This is a genomic window from Agrobacterium bohemicum (genome assembly GCF_001562555.1).
Classification (GTDB): domain Bacteria; phylum Pseudomonadota; class Alphaproteobacteria; order Rhizobiales; family Rhizobiaceae; genus Agrobacterium; species Agrobacterium bohemicum.
In genome coordinates this window covers 19,472-35,192 of record NZ_KQ961023.1, presented here as the reverse complement: position 1 = coordinate 35,192, position 15,721 = coordinate 19,472, and the positions used below count along the sequence as shown (strand labels likewise).

Sequence of the window (15,721 nt, the reverse complement as noted above, 5' to 3'; positions counted from 1 at the left end):
GACGAACAAAACATACTCCGTCATCCCCGGGCTTGACCCGAGGATCTAACGAACCCTGACGTCAAACGTGGGTAGATCCTCGGGTCAAGCCCGAGGATGACGTCGAGGGGAGGAAGAACCCTCTCCGGCGAAAAGCATCAAAGCCCCTCGGCACGATACCCATACAGCCAGTCGAAGTCCGCCAGAAACGCCTCTGGCGGCCTCAGCGACAACAGCATGTCCCGCCCCAGTCGCAACGGACCACGGGCATGATAGGCAAATTTGTTCAGCGCTGCCCGCTTGCGCGCCTTTTCTATGCGCGGGGTACGATGCGCTTCAAACGAAGCCAGCGCATCACCCAATAAAAGGTCGCGAGTAACAAAAGTGGCAAGCTCGAATGCATCCTCGATTGCCATCGCCGCACCTTGCGCTGCAAACGGCATCATCGCATGCGCGGCATCACCAATCAGAACCGTATCGCGCCCATTGTGCCACCTGCCCTCACCGGCCTGAAACAGCGGCCAGAATGTCGGCTTGGCAACATTTTCCAGCATCTTTGAAATGCCCGGGTTCCAGCGGCCGAACTGGCTCAGCAACAGCGCATGCTGCCTGCCCTGCGCTTGCGCCTCCCAGCTATCGCCGGGGTTCGTACCCGCCGCGATCGCCACGATGTTGAAACCACCGGTTTCCGCCAACGGATAAGCCACCAGATGCGCTGACGGCCCGAGAAAAGCAGTGACACTTTGCTGTTTCAGAAAGTCGGGAACAGTGCTCTGGGGAATGGTGAAACGCCAGGCAATATTGCCTGAAAACGTTGCGGATGGGCTTCCGGGTACCGCGTAACGCGCACTCGACCAGACCCCATCGGCACCGACAATCAGATCATGGTCCTGCGACGTCATGGCTGTGATGGTAGCCTTATCGACAACATCCAGCCTTTTACCAAGATACAGATGGCAAAGCGGGTTTTGCTTCACCGCCGCCATGAGCGCACCCTGCAGCGTTGCGCGATGCAGAACGCCATAAGGCGCACCCCAGCGCTGCCTTGCAACATCCCGCATGGGTAGCGAAACCAGCCTCTTCAACGAAAGGCCGGATGCCAGATCCACGGTCGCAGGCTCCAGCCATTGCGCTTCGATCTGCTTAAGCACATCCAGCGCACCAAGGATACGCGCGGCATTGGGCGAGATTTGCAGGCCTGCGCCGACCTCTTCCAACTGTTGCGCCTGCTCGATGATGTCGCTGCGGATGCCATGTCTGGAAAAAGAAAGAGCGGCGGTCAGACCGGCAATGCCGGCACCGATAATGGCTACGGATTTTACGGGCATGGAAAGCCCCGGTCTTGAGATAAGGTCAGGCGGCCTTCACATGGAAGACGCAGCCGGGAGGGTTGGTCTGCGTGGCCTTTATCGACGGATTGTAGCGATACAGCGTCGAGCAGTAGGAGCAGACCTTCTCGTTGTCGTCACCCATATCGATGAAGATATGCGGGTGGTCGAACGGCACGGATGCACCCGTGCACATGAATTCCTTGACGCCGATTTCGATCACGGCGTGTCCGCCATCGTTCTGGAAGTGGGGAATTGTATGCCCGGCCATAATCGTCTCCAAATGCAATTTCGTGGATGAGCGCGCGCTCAGCTTTTGCGGATATGTAACCTCAAATGCGTGTCACCTCCACAGAAAACATCGCGCAATATGTTCAACGCTTCGATTTCCTGACATATGGTGCGCCAAAAAGGATGTCCGTGATGAATCTCAATGTCCCGCAGTTTCTGTCTTACTCCCGCGATGGCCTGCAACTGGCTTATTTCGACGAGGGTGACCCGTCTGGCTTTCCGGTTCTTCTGATTCACGGCTTCGCCTCCAGTGCCTCGGTCAACTGGGTCCATCCCGGCTGGGTAAAGACGCTGGGCGATGCCGGCTACCGCGTGATTGCGCTGGACAATCGCGGCCATGGCGCAAGTGACAAGCCGCACGATGCGGACGCCTATTACCCCGCAACCATGGCAGAAGATTCAGTTGGACTGCTGAACCATCTAGGAATCGCTGAAGCCCACGTCATGGGTTACTCCATGGGCGCGCGCATTTCCGCCTTTGTCGCCATGGCCCACCCCGAGCGGGTGCGCTCGCTGGTGTTCGGCGGCCTTGGCATCGGCATGGTGGATGGAGTGGGTGATTGGGACCCGATTGCAGACGCCCTGCGCGCCCCGTCGCTCGATGTCGTCACCCATGAGCGTGGCCGCATGTTCCGTGCCTTCGCCGACCAGACGAAAAGCGACCGCATCGCTCTTGCCGCCTGTATCGAAACCTCCCGCGTTCTCGTGACCCGTGAAGAAGCAGCGAAAATCGATATTCCGACGCTGATCGCTGTCGGCACAAAGGATGATATTGCCGGTTCCGGCAAGGAGTTGGCGCAGCTCATGCCCCATGCCAAAGCCATCGATATTCCCGGCCGCGACCACATGCTGGCCGTCGGCGACCGCGTCTTCAAAGCCGCGGTGCTGGAGTTTTATCGAGAGATAGACGCCAGCGCCTGACCTGGAAGAACTATTTTCCAAAAAGCTGTCAGAAAAACTGATCCTTTCGCGTCTTTAACCGCGTTGGTAAATCACCATTTCTAGGCGAGACTTTTTTCTGTATAAATGAACGGCACCAATTTGAGGGAGACCAGTCATGGTCGCACGCACAGATGCTCGCCAGCAGGATCAGCTTTCCGTTGTTGATCCTATCTGGGGAAGTCTTCAGAACGAGGCACGCGCAGCGGCGGCGAAGGACCCGCTGCTTTCGGCCTTTTTCTACACCACGATTTTAAACCACCATTCGCTGGAAGCGTGCGTCGCCTATCGAATCTGCGAACTTCTCGACCACCCGGATATGCAGGCCGTTCTGCTGCGCCAGACCTTCGAGGAAATGCTTGAGGACTGGCCGGAATGGGGCTCCATTCTGCGCGTCGATATTCAGGCCGTCTACGACCGTGATCCGGCCTGCACTCGTTTCATGGAGCCCGTGCTGTATTTCAAGGGTTTCCAGGCCATTCAGACCCACCGTCTCGCCCACTGGCTGTGGCACAAGGGTCGTCGCGATTTCGCGCTCTACCTGCAAAGCCGCGCATCGAGTATTTTCCAGACGGACATCAATCCGGCCGCAAGCCTCGGCAAGGGCCTGTTCCTCGACCATGCAACCGGTCTCGTCGTTGGCGAAACCGCCGTTGTCGGTGACAACGTCTCCATTCTGCACGGCGTCACCCTCGGCGGCACCGGCAAGGAAGGCGCAGATCGCCACCCGAAAATTCGCAGCGGTGTGTTGATCGGCGCGGGCGCAAAAATCCTCGGCAATATCGAGATCGGCAGCTGCTCGCGCATAGCCGCAGGTTCCGTCGTTCTGAAGCCTGTACCACCGAACGCGACAGTCGCAGGTGTGCCAGCGCGTGTGGTGGGAGATGGCGGCTGCAACGAACCTTCGCGCATCATGGATCAGATCATCGGTGCCGATATCTGAGGCACCTAATTTGGGCGACGTCCGTGTGGATCACGCGGACGATTTACCTCTTTGACTTTACTTTCGCCTTTAAGCCATGCCAAAAGCGGCGCAACGTGAACCGCACAGGAGAAGACTGGTGAAAGCCGAGGAAATCAAAAAGCTCGACGCCTATTTCAAGCGCACCTTCAACGAAACGCTGGCCGTCAAGGCTCGCCCCCGCAAGGATGATTCGGCGGAAGTCTACGCTGGCGAAGAATTTCTTGGCGTCGTTTACATCGATGACGAAGACGGCGACCGCTCCTACAATTTCTCCATGGCGATCCTGGACGTCGACCTGTAATCACCGATCGGTGACATCGTGATTTCGAAACCGCCCGCGACACATGTCTGCGGGCGGTTTTGTTTTGGAGAGCGCATTTCGTAATTTTTCTAAAAGCCTCGGGAACCAGTTTAAAGGTGATCCGTTTATTCAGCGTCCCCCGATGAAGCGTGGGGTTTAAGACCAACGGGACGCCCCCTGATCCCGTCTTAAACTCCACGCTTCCCCCTCTCCCTACTACCGTTATGCCCCATGAATTTTTTAGTCTTTCGGCTTAAGCGGTCACGCTTTTCCACAGCACTCATGTGTGCTTGAATAAAAATGTCATGGAAATGAAAAAAAGTGGAAATAGGCGCTTGCGGAGAATCCGGTGCCTGACTATAAGGGCGCCACACAAGGTATGCGCCCTTCGTCTATCGGTTAGGACGACAGATTTTCATTCTGTAAAGAGGGGTTCGACTCCCCTAGGGCGTACCACTCTCCCAAATATATCATGGTGATGCGAGCGTTGGTTAAACCAGCTTGTAAGCACGCCTGCGCGTAACTTTTGTGATCTGACGAGTGCGTTACGGCGCTATGGCAGCGTCCAGAACGCGAAGCTGTACTCTTTTTTGACCTTGCCACTGATCAGCCCCCAGCGTGCCGGCGACGTGGATCTGGCGGCCCCGCGCATTCATCAGCATCTGGCCCAGAGGCGCGTCCGCGGCGCGAAATGCTATGCCATCCAGTCGGGAACCGTCCATTGCCTCCAGCGTGATCTTCACATGCGAGGTTCCGACAACGCGGACATCGCGCAGGCGGTGGGCTGGCACCGCGAAGATAGGCTGCGAGTGGCCAGAGCCATAGGGTCCCGCCTGTTCCATCTGCTCCACCAGCGCAAGCGTGGCACCGGATGCACCAATTGCGCCATCGATTTTCAACACGCTGTTTTCGACCAGTTGAAAAACAGTTTTATGGGCGGCCTCCTCAAAGAAGGTCCGCAAGCGCCCAAGATTGGCGCGCTCCACCGTCAGGCCAGCGGCCATGGCGTGTCCCCCGCCCTTGACCAGCAGACCGGCGTCGACTGCGTTTCGCACCATGCGGCCCATATCGAAACCATTGATCGAGCGCCCGGAGCCGGTTCCCTTGCCTTGCGAGTCGAAAGCGATGGCGAAGGCAGGGCGACGGAAGCGATCCTTCAGGCGCGAGGCGAGAAGACCGACAATGCCGGGGTGCCAGTTTTCCCGCGCCGTCACGATGACGCCCGCACCCGTGCCGTCACCATATTCAAACAGCGCCTCGGCTTCGGCTTCCGCCAGCATGGCGGCTTCCATCGCCTGGCGCTCTCGGTTCAATTCATCCAGTTTCTCGGCAATGACTTCAGCCTGGGACGCATCATCAAGCGTCAGCAGGCGACTGCCGAGAGCCGCATCGCCGATGCGACCGCCTGCATTGATGCGCGGCCCAACCAAAAATCCGAAATGGTAAGGCGTCACAGGGCCGCCAAGACCGGCCTTCTTGAACAGCGCGGCAAGCCCGACATTGTTCATATGGCGTGCGGCGATGAGACCCTTTACCACGTAGGCGCGGTTCAGCCCTTTGAGCGGTACGACATCGCATACCGTCGCAAGGGCGACGATATCGAGCAGCGACAGGAGGTCGAGCGTGTAGGCGCGGCTGTCACGCCGGTCCTTCAGGACACGCAGCGTGGCGACCAGCACGAGAAACACGACACCTGCCGCGCAAAGATGCCCCTGCCCCGACAGATCGTCCTCACGGTTGGGATTGACCAGCGCCACCGTTGGCGGCAGTTCTGTGCCGACCTGGTGGTGGTCGATGACGACGACATCCGTTTTGGCATCGCGGGCAGCGGCGAGCGATTCGTGGCTGGTCGAGCCGCAATCGACGGTAATGATCAGCGTCGCGCCATTGGCCGCAAGCTGTTGCATCGCGGCCGGATTGGGGCCGTAGCCTTCAAAGATACGGTCCGGAATATAGATTTCAGGCTCCAGCCCGAAGTGGTGCAGAAACCGATACATCAGCGCCGAAGACGACGCGCCATCCACATCATAGTCGCCAAAAATCGCGACCTTCTCGTTGCGCTTGATGGCGTCAGCAATGCGCTCTGCTGCCTTTTCGCAATCGGTGAGCGTCAACGGGTCCGGCATCAGGGAGCGGATGGTGGGGTCGAGGAAGGCCAGAGCATCATCGACGCCAACGCCACGGCCCGCCAGCACACGGGCGACCAGTTCAGGAATGCCATGGACCTGCGACATGGCCAGAGCACGGTTCTGCCCGGCCTGATCCAGCCGCGACATCCACTTCTGCTCCGTTGCAGACCGATCTACGCCGAGAAACGCTCTCGCCACAGTATCGACCGCCTCAATCATCGCCATACGTCAGCTTACCCATCCAGCCGGTTGTTTCGTAACGGGCTAAAGGCCGAGCCCGGCTTTTTCAAGGTAAATATGCACGGATGTCCGGCTTACCACAGCGGCATGAATATGAAGACGGCAAAACCACAGAAAGCGGCAGCGAAGAGACAAGGCACCAGCCAGTCGCGCTCCTCATCCTGCATCTCGAATTCAAGGCTGCGGAGATTATCGTTTGCACCCAACCGGCGCGGCTTTCGAATGGTCTCCGGCGGGACGAAATGGTCGTCTTTGAACAATATGGTCGCTTTCACGTCTGCGCCTCCCTTCGCTTTGGTGAACTCATATCAGGATACCATCATATTCCCGGCTTTTGCAAAGCTTTCGATTGTCAAATAGCCCGGCGACACCAAGGACAAGCTTTGCCGTTCACGCGGCGCGCTCACGCCCGTGCTATGTTCACTCGATCCGGAGAGCACACGCAAATGCGGTGATGTCTCTGGTATGGTTCGTTCTTTGGCTCCGCATTTGCGTGGCCTCTGGCATTTCAGTGTCATCATAAATCTCTCCACCGGCAGGCAGGCGTACCCGCTGGTGAAAAGTGAGGTTCAGCCGAGCCTTGAACGGCCCCGGCTTCGCCCCGTATGGTTCGTCTCCAAGTCCTGCCGCTGCTGTACCGAACCTTGAAGGGAATCGGACAGCAACGTAGGCCTGCCGTTTGGCAGCATTGACCGCTACCCGCACGTTCCGGGTGGATGCCAACGCTACCTGCGCCTTGCCTGCACTGTCTCGCGATACAGTGCGGTTAGGAGGCGGGTGAATTTTAGGCATGGGTTTAGGGAGCGTGGAGAAAAAAGTTTTTGCTTTTTTTGGGTTTTGTTTCTGGTGGAGTGAAGGTCTGCGGGTGGGGTTTCCCCCCTCTGCCCTGCCGGGCATCTCCCCCACAGGTGGGGAGATCGGCTAGACGCCTGCTCACTGGTCCATCCACAGCCGTCAAAATTGGCGAGAGCTCTCAGCGAACGACCTCCCCCCTTTGAGGGGGAGATAAAGCGCGGTGCCGTTACGGATTACCTCTCCCCTTGTGGGAGAGGTAACACACCGAACCGTCGCAGCTGAATACAGCTTACCACCACTTCGCAGGCGTAAACTTGCCCGCTGCCTGTTCAATCGCATAGACCGTCTTGAACAACGTCTCTTCATCGAACGGCTTGCCGATAAGCTGGAGGCCCAAAGGCAGGCCTTTGCCGTCTAGACCGGCGGGAACGGACATGGCTGGCAGGCCTGCCATGTTGACCGTGATGGTGAAGACGTCCTGGAGGTACATTTTGACTGGATCGGCTGCCAGTTCCTTGTCGCCGATTTCAAACGCCGACGATGGCGTGATCGGAGCGAGAACCGCGTCAACGCCGTCGTGGAAGACAGTCTCAAAATCGCGCTTGATCAGCGTGCGGACCTTCTGGGCCTTCAGGTAATAGGCGTCGTAATAACCGGCTGATAGCACGTAGGTGCCAACCATGATGCGTCGTTTGACTTCCGAGCCGAAACCGGCTGCGCGGGACTTCTCGTACATGTCGGCAATGTCCTTGCCGTCAACGCGCAGGCCGTAGCGAACGCCATCGTAACGGGCAAGGTTGGACGACGCTTCGGCTGGAGCGACGATGTAATAGGCTGGAAGCGCATATTTGGTGTGCGGCAGCGAGATATCAACAATCTCCGCACCAGCATCCTTCAACCATGCAATGCCCTGCGCCCAGAGCTTTTCGATCTCTTCCGGCATGCCTTCGACGCGGTATTCCTTGGGAATACCGATCTTGAGGCCCTTCAGCGACTGGCCGATGGCCTTTTCATAATCCGGCACCGGCAGATCGACGGATGTGGTGTCCTTGGCATCGACGCTGGCCATGGACTTCAGGAGAATGGCGGCATCGCGCACGTCGCGGGCGATAGGGCCAGCCTGATCCAGCGAGGAGGCATAAGCAGCGATACCCCAGCGCGAGCAGCGGCCATAGGTTGGCTTGATGCCGACGGTGCCAGTGAAGGCTGCGGGCTGGCGGATGGAGCCGCCTGTATCTGTTGCAGTGGCACCGGCGCACAGATGCGCGGCGACGGCGGCAGCGGAACCACCCGAGGAGCCGCCGGGTACGAGGTTCTTGTCGGAACCATTGGCGCGCCACGGGTTGATGACCGGGCCGTAATAGGAGCTTTCATTGGACGAGCCCATGGCGAACTCATCCATGTTGAGCTTGCCAAGCATGACGGCACCGGCATCCCACAGGTTCTGGGTGACTGTGGATTCGTATTCCGGCTTGAAACCATCCAGAACGTGAGAGCAGGCCTGCGTGTGAATGCCACGCGTGGCGAACAGGTCCTTCACGCCGAGAGGAATGCCTTCCAGCACACCGGCATTGCCAGAGGCAAGCTTCTCGTCGGAAGCCTTGGCCATCTCACGCGCCTTTTCAGGGGTAACGGCAACGTAGGTGTTCAGCTTTTCATTGGCGGCATTAACAGCCGAAAGATAGGCATCCGTCAGTTCGACGGCGGTGAATTCCTTTGCCTTCAGCTTCTCGCGCGCTTCGGCAATGGTCAGGCTTGTCAGGTCGGTCATATCGGCAACGGCTTTCAAAAACTTTTAGATCGGGCAAATGGGAACGGGCTGGTGCGGCCTATTCAACCACCTTCGGAACGAGGAAGAAATTGCGGTCGGTGGCGGGTGCATTGGCGACGATATCGTCAGCCTTGTTGCCATCCGTCACGGTGTCGCTGCGCTTCTTCATGGCAACCGGCGTCACTGACGTCATGGGCTCGACACCATCGACATTTACTTCCGAAAGCTGCTCCACGAAACCAAGAATGCCATTCAACTCGCCAAGCATTTTCTCGGCTTCGTCTTCGCTAACGGCAATACGGGCTAGGCGCGCAACGCGCTTCACGGTGGCAAGATCGACGGACATGGTTCTACTCCAGTCAAGAATTTTCCTATTCGCTATAATGACCGCGCCCGCAGTTCGCAACCGTCATCGGGCCATGAAACAATGCAGGAAATAATATTCTCTTTATGCGGGAACTTATTATTTAGACGCGAGTTTTCACGCGGGGCATATCGCCTCATTTTTTCTGAATAAGTCATTTGCAGCAGGAAGCGGGTGGGGCCTCTTCTTTTTAAGCCTTAACGCTTCTCGATCATGCTGTTTAACGGGGGTTAAATATGAATTTCGACATATCCAAAGTGCGCCATTCGAAAGAAAAGACGTACGGTTTTCTAACGCTGCTCATCGGCACGCTGGTTTGGCTGGGGATTGCGGCTGGCATCCTCTACATTGCGACAACGGAGAGCATCGGAATCCTCTTTGTTTTCCTGTTCTACATTCTCATCATCTGGTTTTTCTCGTACGTCGCGAGATCATTGGTCCGCGCCTATATGATGGGCCACTATGTTCTGGTGAGCGAACAACAGTTTCCCCACCTTCACAAGATGGTGGCAGAGGGCGCGCAGAAGCTAGGGTTGAGAGAAGCACCGCGGGCGTTCGTCTACAATTCCAGCGGCGTGATCAATGCAATGGCGCTGACGCTGGTTGGTCGCACACGCTACATCTGGCTGACATCGGCCCTGATCGATTCCGACGATGAAGAGCAGGTGAGATTCGTGATCGGCCACGAGTTGGGTCACCACGTTGCGGGCCATCTGGACGAGCCATGGAGCTTCCTGCGCCTGCCCGGCCTCATCATTCCGTTTCTGGGCCAGGCCTATTCCCGCGCACGCGAACTGACCTGCGACCGTGTTGGCCTCGTCGTTTCCGGCAACCTGAAGTCCTCTCGCACCGCCCTTCAGATGCTGGCCTGCGGCAGCGCCAAGCTGAACGCACAGATGAACCCGAATGCTTTTGAAGAGCAGGACAAGATGGTTCCGTCCATTGCCGGCTTCTTCCTCAACATCTTCTCGCTCTACCCGCGCCACACGCGGCGTGTGGCAGCGTTGAGCGAGTGGAGAAACGCACTGAGCGGCATTCCTTCCGCGCCATCCCGGCCGGTGCAGACGGGTCGCGCCGAACCACAGATCGCTTGAGACCATCAAAACCAAAAAAAGCCCGACAGGTGATGCCTGTCGGGCTTTTTGTTAAAACGTCAGGGTCTGACCAACGCTTGGCGCATCGACGCGCGTCTGTGAGCCGTCCATGCCGGTCTGGAATTTTTCCGGTGTCTGATCGATGATGCCGAAGGTGCCGTAGTGGCAGGGTATGACGTTGCGGAACTTGAAGAAGCGCTGGCAGGCAAGTGCCGCCACCGCGCCGCCCATGGTGAAGCGATCACCAATCGGGACAAGGCCGATCTCGGGTTCGTGCAACTCGTTGATCAGGGCCATATCCGAGAAAATATCGGTATCGCCCATATGATAGACCGTTGGGCCATCCTCGAAATGCAGCATCAGGCCGTTGGCGCTACCGAGGGAATGGGACACGCCATCTTCGGTGATTTGCGCGGAGGAGTGCAACGCATTGGTCAGGGTGGCAGAGAAGCCATCGAAGGTGACAGTGCCGCCGGTACCGGCCATCTCGATTTTCTGGACACCCCGGAAGCTCAACCATGCGGCAAGGTCGGCGTTGGCCAGCACGGTCGCGCCGGTGTCTTTCGCCAGCTGAATGGCATCGCCGACGTGGTCACCGTGGCCGTGGGTCAGCAGAATATGAGTAATGCCGCTTGCGACATCCTTGGCATCCTGATCAGCAAAGCTGGGATTTCCAGTGAAAAACGGGTCGATGAGGATTTTTGCTTTGCCGGTTTCAAGGCGAAATGCGGAATGGCCGAGCCAGTTGAGTTTCATGAAGTTCTCCTTTGTATTGCCGGTAGAGTGTGACATAGGACGGGCCATATCATGAGACGACCCACCTTTTTCGGATTGCGAAGATGACGACAGATAGTGACGAATATGTGTATGACGAGGCGACCGGTGAATGGCGCCCAGCCTCCGAAATCGCAGCACAGGCGGCGAAGGCCAACGAAGTGCGCGACGCTGCAGGCAACATTCTCGTTGATGGCGATTCCGTTTCTTTGATCAAGGATTTGAAGGTCAAGGGTGCCGGCACCACGTTGAAGCAGGGCACTGTCATCAAGTCTATCCGTCTCACAGATAATCCTGAAGAAATAGATTGCAGGCACGACGCGATCAAGGGTCTCGTGCTGCGCACTGAATTCGTCCGCAAACGCTGAGACATCATCATGGCGACGCTGACGATTGAGGAACTTGCAGGCTTTTTGCAGACAGGACAGGCCATTGCAGGTCTTGACCTCGGCACCAAGACAATCGGCCTTGCCATGTCGGATTTGTCACGCCGGTTCGCGACCCCTCGCCCTGTTCTAAAACGCGTAAAATTCACCGCCGACGCACAGGTGCTGCTCGATTTTGCCGCCAAGGAAAGAGTGGCCGCCTTCATCATCGGTCTACCCACGAATATGGATGGTTCCGCGGGACCGCGCGTTCAGGCAACGCGCGCCTTCGTACGGGCCATGAGCGACAAGACCGACCTGCCCTTCGTCTATTGGGATGAGCGCCTGTCCACTGTGGCTGCCGAGCGCGCGCTTCTGGAAATGGACGTATCCCGCGCCAAGCGGGCGCAACGTATCGATTCGGCTGCTGCCAGCTTTATCCTTCAAGGAGCACTAGACAGGCTGTCGGCTCTTGGCAGGGACGCTGCGGCTTTCGATGCCTGACGATTGCGCCACCACGCAGCAATGGCCTTGCGCTTGCGAAAACCGATAATGCTAAAAACAATTAGGCTATCGAACGCGATGGCACGTGCGACAAGCGGCGGTATGGTTTCCGGCGCAATGCCCAGCACGTTACCGTAAATCTGGAAGACCAGATCGTGGCTTTGCCGCGTGAGCATGAAGAAGCCGAAGCTCATGTCGTAATAGGATAGAAAGTACCACGCGCCTAGAAACGCCACAGGACCGGCCCACAGAATCAAAAACCACTTCATGCCGTTTGCCCTCGCAGAAAAAAGGTATCCGGTAGGGCCGCGATGACCGCCCAACGCAGGCACGCCATCAGGCACAGATTGACAGTCGGCGCATCGATGTCCAACGGCAGCATTGCAAAGAACGTCATCATGACGGTCAAGGATATCCAGCGGGGCACGGCGGTTCCTTTCACACGCCCACAGGCGCATGGTTAATAATTCCTTAATATAATGATCTTCACCTCTTGAGCGGGCAAATAAAAGTTTTGTTTATGGTTAACGGAAGACGAAGGGCTGTGGATAAAGTCGCCGCCTCACAGTAACAACGCGCGAGCGAGCGTTAAGGTCCAACCGGACGCTTTGGAACGGGTCGTTGGCTCTATCAACCGTAAACGCCGCGAACGATCCGCTTCACGGCTGTGCCGATCTTGTCCCAATCCCGAGCGGTTTTGAGCGCGACACCGGCGAACTGGCCGTTTGTGGCACCACTGATGACCAGATGCTGGATGGCGGCAAAAAGCACGGCGTTGACGGCAGCGGTATCGACACCCTTGGGTGCTGCAAGGGAACCACGCATTTTATCCAGCCATTTGGACAGCGCTTTTGCCCGCGCGTCCGCCAGTTGCTTGACCTGCGGCGTGTGTTCCGACACTTCCCAGGCAATGATCTTGCAAACCAGTGGATCGCAGCGCAACGCATCCAGATAGGATAGCGCAAGCCGCTCCATCAGGTCGCCATAGGTCAGCATAAACATGCCGCCTGTATCTTCGGGAATACGATCCTTCACCCAAGAACCAAGGTCCTCGCCGATCGCCGCGATCAGCCCCTCAAGGCCACCGAAATAACGATAGATAAGCTGCTTGTCGCACCCTGCCCGCCGCGCCACGGCATTGATGCCGAAGCCCTGAAACCCCTCCTGGGCCAACAGGGCCTTGGCAGCATTGAAGATAGCCTTCTCCGTCGCGGCGCGATCCTTGATGCGCTTTTCCGGGGCAGCCTCAGCAGCAGTATCGTCAATTGTCAGCATATTCCCGCAACTCTCCGCGTGGTGACTTTGTCAACGCAGTTAGCTAAGGGTTAATTGGAGGACAATGCGAGGGAGGTTGGGGAGGTGAAGGTTCTTGTTGATGAAGGGGGGCGAGACACAAAAGAAAGCCAATTTACAGAAACCTGTATTTTCTGTATTATACAGAAAAATTTCTGAGGAGAGCGATCATGTCCCCTAAATCGATATCGACAGCTGAATTCATGCGGCATTTCGGACGTTATCACGACGAAGCCCAGAAAGAACCAATCACTCTGACAAAACACGGCCGCCCTTCGGTGGTGGTTATCCCCATCGATCTTTTTGAAAAACTGGCGGGAAACCAAGATCTACGCAAGGCATATGCTGCCGACGAAATGCCTGAAGATTTAGTCTCGCTTTTTCGAGAGCAGCTAGAAAGTGACTCGAAAGAGTATCAGGCGGCGCGCGATGAGTGACAAGTTCCAACGCGGTGACATTGTACTTTATCCTTATCTGTGGCGATGGCAAAATAACATCCATCCACATCGCGATCACGGCGAAAAGGACCGCCCGGTCTGCATGATCCTTGCGATCAAGGATAAGGAAGGCCTAACGCACATCCTCCTGCTTCCCATATCTTCCAAGCCACCCAGTCATGACCAGAAAGCTATTGAGATCCCGGGACTTGAATTACGTCGGGCAAATCTAACGCGCTACAAGCGCGGCTGGATCACCGTCAGTGAATGCAATTACGATGTGATCGAAAAGTCTTACCATTTCGATGCGCGACGTGAAACGATCGGGCGTTTTAGCGAAGCCTTTCTCGAGGAAATACGTTTGGCCTTTGCACCATTTCTGGCGACCGGTTCCGCCAAGGTCAGCAGAACATAGTAAAGCGCTATCGTTTTTAAGCAGCAGGCGGATACAACAGATCAATAATATACGTCGGATCAAACCGGCTGTCCAGCATGCCGTAGGTGTGGCGCCAGCCGCCAGCCAGGCGTGTCTCGAGGAAGGCATCGGCGATACGACCGGCCCCTATGCGGCAGAGTTCTGCGGCGGCGGCGGCGAGAGCGAATTGTTCTACCAGCAGGCGGGCAGCACCTTCGTCACGTTCGCACAGAGCGATCGCGGCACGCAGGACCTCGGTGGTTTTCTTACCGGACGGGCCGAGATCGCGTTCAAGCGTCTCAAAGACGAGATCGAACAGATCCCTGCCGCGCTGGAGAACGCGCAAGACATCCAGCGCCATGACGTTGCCGGAACCTTCCCAGATGGCATTGACCGGGGCTTCACGGTAATGGCGGGCAATGGGGCGGTCCTCGACGTAACCGTTACCACCAAGGCTTTCCATGGCCTCATAGATCAAGGCAGGCGCGATCTTGCAGCACCAGTATTTGACAATCGGCGTCATGACGCGGGCATAGGCCGCTTCTGCTGGATTGTTTCTCGCTGCGTCGAACGCGGATGCCAACCTGAACGAAAGCGCCGTTGCCGCCGCCACATCCAGCGCCATGTCGCCAAGCACCCGCGTCATCACCGGCTGGCTGACCAGCGGCTTGCCGAAGACATTGCGGCCACGGGCGAAATGCACAGCTTCCGCCAGAGAGGCGCGCATCATGCCCGCAGAGCCAAGCGCGCAATCCAGCCGCGTCAATGTCACCATATCGAGAATGGTGCGGATACCGGCACCGGGTTCGCCCAGCAGGTAGCCGAAGGCATCGGTGAATTCGACTTCGGCAGAGGCATTGGAGCGATTGCCGAGCTTGTCCTTCAGTCGCTGGAAATGCAGGCCGTTGGCCGAACCGTCTTCCAGAAAACGCGGCACGAGGAAGCAGCCCATGCCATCGCCCATCTGCGCCAGCATGACGAAACCGTCGCTCATGGGTGCAGACAGGAACCATTTGTGGCCGGACAGGCGATAGATGCCCTCACCCACGCGCTCTGCCGTCGTGCGGTTGGCGCGCACATCCGTGCCGCCCTGCTTTTCCGTCATGCCCATGCCGATGGTGACGGCCGTCTTCTGCATGGCAGGCTTCTGCGACGAATCATATTTGCGCGACAGGATTTTCGGCGCCCACTCCTTCTGCACACGCGGCGAGCCCATAAAGGCGGCAACGGAGGCATGGGTCATGGTCAGCGGGCAGAGATGGCCTGCCTCGAGCTGCGCGGTGAGATAAAATTTCGTGGCGCGGGCCTTGTGCTCGTTGCCGCGTGTCTCGGGTGTATTTTCCCAAGCGCTGCTGTGCAGGCCCGAAGACATGGAACGGCGCATCAGCGCGTGCCATGCCGGATGAAACTCCACCTGGTCCAGCCGCTCGCCGCGAGGGCCGTGAGTGTGCAGCTTCGGCGCGCTGACATTGGCCATGCGGGCCAGTTCCTGCGCTTCCGCAGAGGTCACATAGCGTCCGATCTGGTCGAATTCGTCGCGCAGGGTGCGCGAAAGACCCGAGGTCAAATCCACGATCAACGGGTCTGAGCGATAGGCATTGATGCCGGACCAGAGGTTGGGCTGGTTCAAATCGGCAAGCTGTTCTTCGGTCCGGTTCATATTCGTCATCGCGTGGCTATATCGGGATTCGCATTTTATTGCATGTATTAGGTGGCCCCGGCTTATCGCATGCTTGCC

At 57.5% G+C, this 15,721-nt stretch carries 19 protein-coding genes and 1 tRNA gene; 10 read left to right on the top strand and 10 right to left on the bottom strand.

Annotated elements, in window-relative coordinates:
* Nucleotides 1-137: 137 nt before the first annotated feature.
* Both ATO67_RS00185 and ATO67_RS00180 read right to left on the bottom strand, forming a co-directional pair.
* Nucleotides 138-1,307 (bottom strand): FAD-dependent monooxygenase, encoded by a 1,170-nt coding sequence (locus ATO67_RS00185; RefSeq protein ID WP_067642633.1) that lies wholly within the window; start codon nt 1,305-1,307, stop codon nt 138-140.
* A gap of 25 nt (nt 1,308-1,332) precedes the next feature.
* Nucleotides 1,333-1,578 (bottom strand): zinc-finger domain-containing protein, encoded by a 246-nt coding sequence (locus ATO67_RS00180; RefSeq protein WP_067642630.1) that lies wholly within the window; start codon nt 1,576-1,578, stop codon nt 1,333-1,335.
* A 152-nt stretch (nt 1,579-1,730) separates the two neighbouring features.
* On the opposite strand from ATO67_RS00180, the gene ATO67_RS00175 reads away from it, so the two are divergent.
* From ATO67_RS00175 to ATO67_RS00160, 4 genes are all read left to right on the top strand, one after another.
* Complete coding sequence (locus ATO67_RS00175; RefSeq protein ID WP_067644107.1) at nt 1,731-2,519, top strand: alpha/beta fold hydrolase; 789 nt, start codon at nt 1,731-1,733, stop codon at nt 2,517-2,519.
* 136 nt (nt 2,520-2,655) lie between these two features.
* The gene (cysE, locus tag ATO67_RS00170; protein ID WP_067642625.1) at nt 2,656-3,480 is read left to right on the top strand and encodes a serine O-acetyltransferase; all 825 of its coding nucleotides are present in this window, start codon (nt 2,656-2,658) and stop codon (nt 3,478-3,480) included.
* A gap of 118 nt (nt 3,481-3,598) precedes the next feature.
* Nucleotides 3,599-3,802: a DUF3126 family protein gene (locus ATO67_RS00165; RefSeq protein WP_067642622.1), complete on the top strand. Its 204-nt coding sequence runs from the start codon at nt 3,599-3,601 to the stop codon at nt 3,800-3,802.
* Nucleotides 3,803-4,183: 381 nt separating this feature from the next.
* A tRNA-Glu gene (locus ATO67_RS00160) sits at nt 4,184-4,258 on the top strand.
* Between the two features lie 89 nt (nt 4,259-4,347).
* Here the strand turns inward: ATO67_RS00160 and recJ are convergent.
* The 4 genes from recJ to gatC all read right to left on the bottom strand — a co-directional run bounded on the left by recJ (nt 4,348) and on the right by gatC (nt 9,083).
* Nucleotides 4,348-6,150, bottom strand: a complete 1,803-nt coding sequence (gene recJ, locus ATO67_RS00155; RefSeq protein WP_067644104.1) for a single-stranded-DNA-specific exonuclease RecJ — start codon at nt 6,148-6,150, stop codon at nt 4,348-4,350.
* 95 nt (nt 6,151-6,245) lie between these two features.
* The gene (locus ATO67_RS00150) at nt 6,246-6,446 is read right to left on the bottom strand and encodes a hypothetical protein (protein WP_157940967.1); all 201 of its coding nucleotides are present in this window, start codon (nt 6,444-6,446) and stop codon (nt 6,246-6,248) included.
* 809 nt (nt 6,447-7,255) lie between these two features.
* The gene (gene gatA / locus ATO67_RS00140) at nt 7,256-8,737 is read right to left on the bottom strand and encodes an Asp-tRNA(Asn)/Glu-tRNA(Gln) amidotransferase subunit GatA (RefSeq protein WP_067642613.1); all 1,482 of its coding nucleotides are present in this window, start codon (nt 8,735-8,737) and stop codon (nt 7,256-7,258) included.
* A gap of 58 nt (nt 8,738-8,795) precedes the next feature.
* Nucleotides 8,796-9,083, bottom strand: coding sequence for an Asp-tRNA(Asn)/Glu-tRNA(Gln) amidotransferase subunit GatC (gene gatC, locus ATO67_RS00135; RefSeq protein WP_067642610.1), 288 nt, complete (start codon nt 9,081-9,083; stop codon nt 8,796-8,798).
* 254 nt (nt 9,084-9,337) lie between these two features.
* On the opposite strand from gatC, the gene ATO67_RS00130 reads away from it, so the two are divergent.
* A complete protein-coding gene (locus ATO67_RS00130; protein WP_067642607.1) occupies nt 9,338-10,195 on the top strand; it encodes a M48 family metallopeptidase in 858 nt (285 codons plus the stop codon).
* Between the two features lie 51 nt (nt 10,196-10,246).
* Here the strand turns inward: ATO67_RS00130 and ATO67_RS00125 are convergent, their stop codons facing one another.
* Nucleotides 10,247-10,951, bottom strand: a complete 705-nt coding sequence (locus tag ATO67_RS00125) for a metal-dependent hydrolase (protein WP_067642605.1) — start codon at nt 10,949-10,951, stop codon at nt 10,247-10,249.
* A gap of 83 nt (nt 10,952-11,034) precedes the next feature.
* Here ATO67_RS00125 and ATO67_RS00120 point away from each other — a divergent pair, with 83 nt between their 5' ends.
* Both ATO67_RS00120 and ruvX read left to right on the top strand, forming a co-directional pair.
* Nucleotides 11,035-11,337 carry an alkylphosphonate utilization protein gene (locus tag ATO67_RS00120; protein WP_067642602.1) on the top strand — a complete coding sequence of 101 codons (303 nt, stop codon included), beginning with the start codon at nt 11,035-11,037 and terminating at the stop codon, nt 11,335-11,337.
* A gap of 9 nt (nt 11,338-11,346) precedes the next feature.
* Nucleotides 11,347-11,838 (top strand): Holliday junction resolvase RuvX, encoded by a 492-nt coding sequence (gene ruvX / locus ATO67_RS00115; RefSeq protein ID WP_067642599.1) that lies wholly within the window; start codon nt 11,347-11,349, stop codon nt 11,836-11,838.
* Here the strand turns inward: ruvX and ATO67_RS00110 are convergent.
* Nucleotides 11,778-12,107: a DUF6105 family protein gene (locus ATO67_RS00110; protein ID WP_067642596.1), complete on the bottom strand. Its 330-nt coding sequence runs from the start codon at nt 12,105-12,107 to the stop codon at nt 11,778-11,780. The genes ruvX and ATO67_RS00110 overlap by 61 nt on opposite strands.
* 42 nt (nt 12,108-12,149) lie before the next feature.
* On the opposite strand from ATO67_RS00110, the gene ATO67_RS23225 reads away from it, so the two are divergent.
* Nucleotides 12,150-12,302, top strand: a complete 153-nt coding sequence (locus ATO67_RS23225; protein WP_170063897.1) for a hypothetical protein — start codon at nt 12,150-12,152, stop codon at nt 12,300-12,302.
* 166 nt (nt 12,303-12,468) lie between these two features.
* Here ATO67_RS23225 and ATO67_RS00105 read toward each other — a convergent pair whose 3' ends face one another.
* Nucleotides 12,469-13,113 (bottom strand): TetR/AcrR family transcriptional regulator, encoded by a 645-nt coding sequence (locus ATO67_RS00105; protein WP_067642593.1) that lies wholly within the window; start codon nt 13,111-13,113, stop codon nt 12,469-12,471.
* A gap of 188 nt (nt 13,114-13,301) precedes the next feature.
* On the opposite strand from ATO67_RS00105, the gene ATO67_RS00100 reads away from it, so the two are divergent.
* Both ATO67_RS00100 and ATO67_RS00095 read left to right on the top strand, forming a co-directional pair.
* A complete protein-coding gene (locus tag ATO67_RS00100; RefSeq protein WP_067642590.1) occupies nt 13,302-13,568 on the top strand; it encodes a type II toxin-antitoxin system prevent-host-death family antitoxin in 267 nt (88 codons plus the stop codon).
* Entirely contained in the window at nt 13,561-13,983 is a 423-nt protein-coding gene (locus ATO67_RS00095; RefSeq protein WP_067642587.1) for a hypothetical protein, read from the top strand. The genes ATO67_RS00100 and ATO67_RS00095 overlap by 8 nt, the downstream gene beginning before the upstream one ends.
* Nucleotides 13,984-13,999: 16 nt before the next feature.
* Here ATO67_RS00095 and ATO67_RS00090 read toward each other — a convergent pair whose 3' ends face one another.
* Nucleotides 14,000-15,652 carry an acyl-CoA dehydrogenase family protein gene (locus ATO67_RS00090; RefSeq protein WP_067642585.1) on the bottom strand — a complete coding sequence of 551 codons (1,653 nt, stop codon included), beginning with the start codon at nt 15,650-15,652 and terminating at the stop codon, nt 14,000-14,002.
* Nucleotides 15,653-15,721 lie beyond the last annotated feature (69 nt).

Coding starts and splice junctions, on each gene's coding strand:
- ATO67_RS00185 (WP_067642633.1), bottom strand. CDS start 1,307: ATGCCCGTAAAATCCGTAGCCATTATCGGTGCCGGCATTGCCGGTCTG.
- ATO67_RS00180 (WP_067642630.1), bottom strand. CDS start 1,578: ATGGCCGGGCATACAATTCCCCACTTCCAGAACGATGGCGGACACGCC.
- ATO67_RS00175 (WP_067644107.1), top strand. CDS start 1,731: ATGAATCTCAATGTCCCGCAGTTTCTGTCTTACTCCCGCGATGGCCTG.
- cysE (WP_067642625.1), top strand. CDS start 2,656: ATGGTCGCACGCACAGATGCTCGCCAGCAGGATCAGCTTTCCGTTGTT.
- recJ (WP_067644104.1), bottom strand. CDS start 6,150: ATGATTGAGGCGGTCGATACTGTGGCGAGAGCGTTTCTCGGCGTAGAT.
- gatA (WP_067642613.1), bottom strand. CDS start 8,737: ATGACCGACCTGACAAGCCTGACCATTGCCGAAGCGCGCGAGAAGCTG.
- gatC (WP_067642610.1), bottom strand. CDS start 9,083: ATGTCCGTCGATCTTGCCACCGTGAAGCGCGTTGCGCGCCTAGCCCGT.
- ATO67_RS00130 (WP_067642607.1), top strand. CDS start 9,338: ATGAATTTCGACATATCCAAAGTGCGCCATTCGAAAGAAAAGACGTAC.
- ATO67_RS00125 (WP_067642605.1), bottom strand. CDS start 10,951: ATGAAACTCAACTGGCTCGGCCATTCCGCATTTCGCCTTGAAACCGGC.
- ATO67_RS00120 (WP_067642602.1), top strand. CDS start 11,035: ATGACGACAGATAGTGACGAATATGTGTATGACGAGGCGACCGGTGAA.
- ruvX (WP_067642599.1), top strand. CDS start 11,347: ATGGCGACGCTGACGATTGAGGAACTTGCAGGCTTTTTGCAGACAGGA.
- ATO67_RS00110 (WP_067642596.1), bottom strand. CDS start 12,107: ATGAAGTGGTTTTTGATTCTGTGGGCCGGTCCTGTGGCGTTTCTAGGC.
- ATO67_RS23225 (WP_170063897.1), top strand. CDS start 12,150: ATGACCGCCCAACGCAGGCACGCCATCAGGCACAGATTGACAGTCGGC.
- ATO67_RS00105 (WP_067642593.1), bottom strand. CDS start 13,113: ATGCTGACAATTGACGATACTGCTGCTGAGGCTGCCCCGGAAAAGCGC.
- ATO67_RS00100 (WP_067642590.1), top strand. CDS start 13,302: ATGTCCCCTAAATCGATATCGACAGCTGAATTCATGCGGCATTTCGGA.
- ATO67_RS00095 (WP_067642587.1), top strand. CDS start 13,561: ATGAGTGACAAGTTCCAACGCGGTGACATTGTACTTTATCCTTATCTG.
- ATO67_RS00090 (WP_067642585.1), bottom strand. CDS start 15,652: ATGACGAATATGAACCGGACCGAAGAACAGCTTGCCGATTTGAACCAG.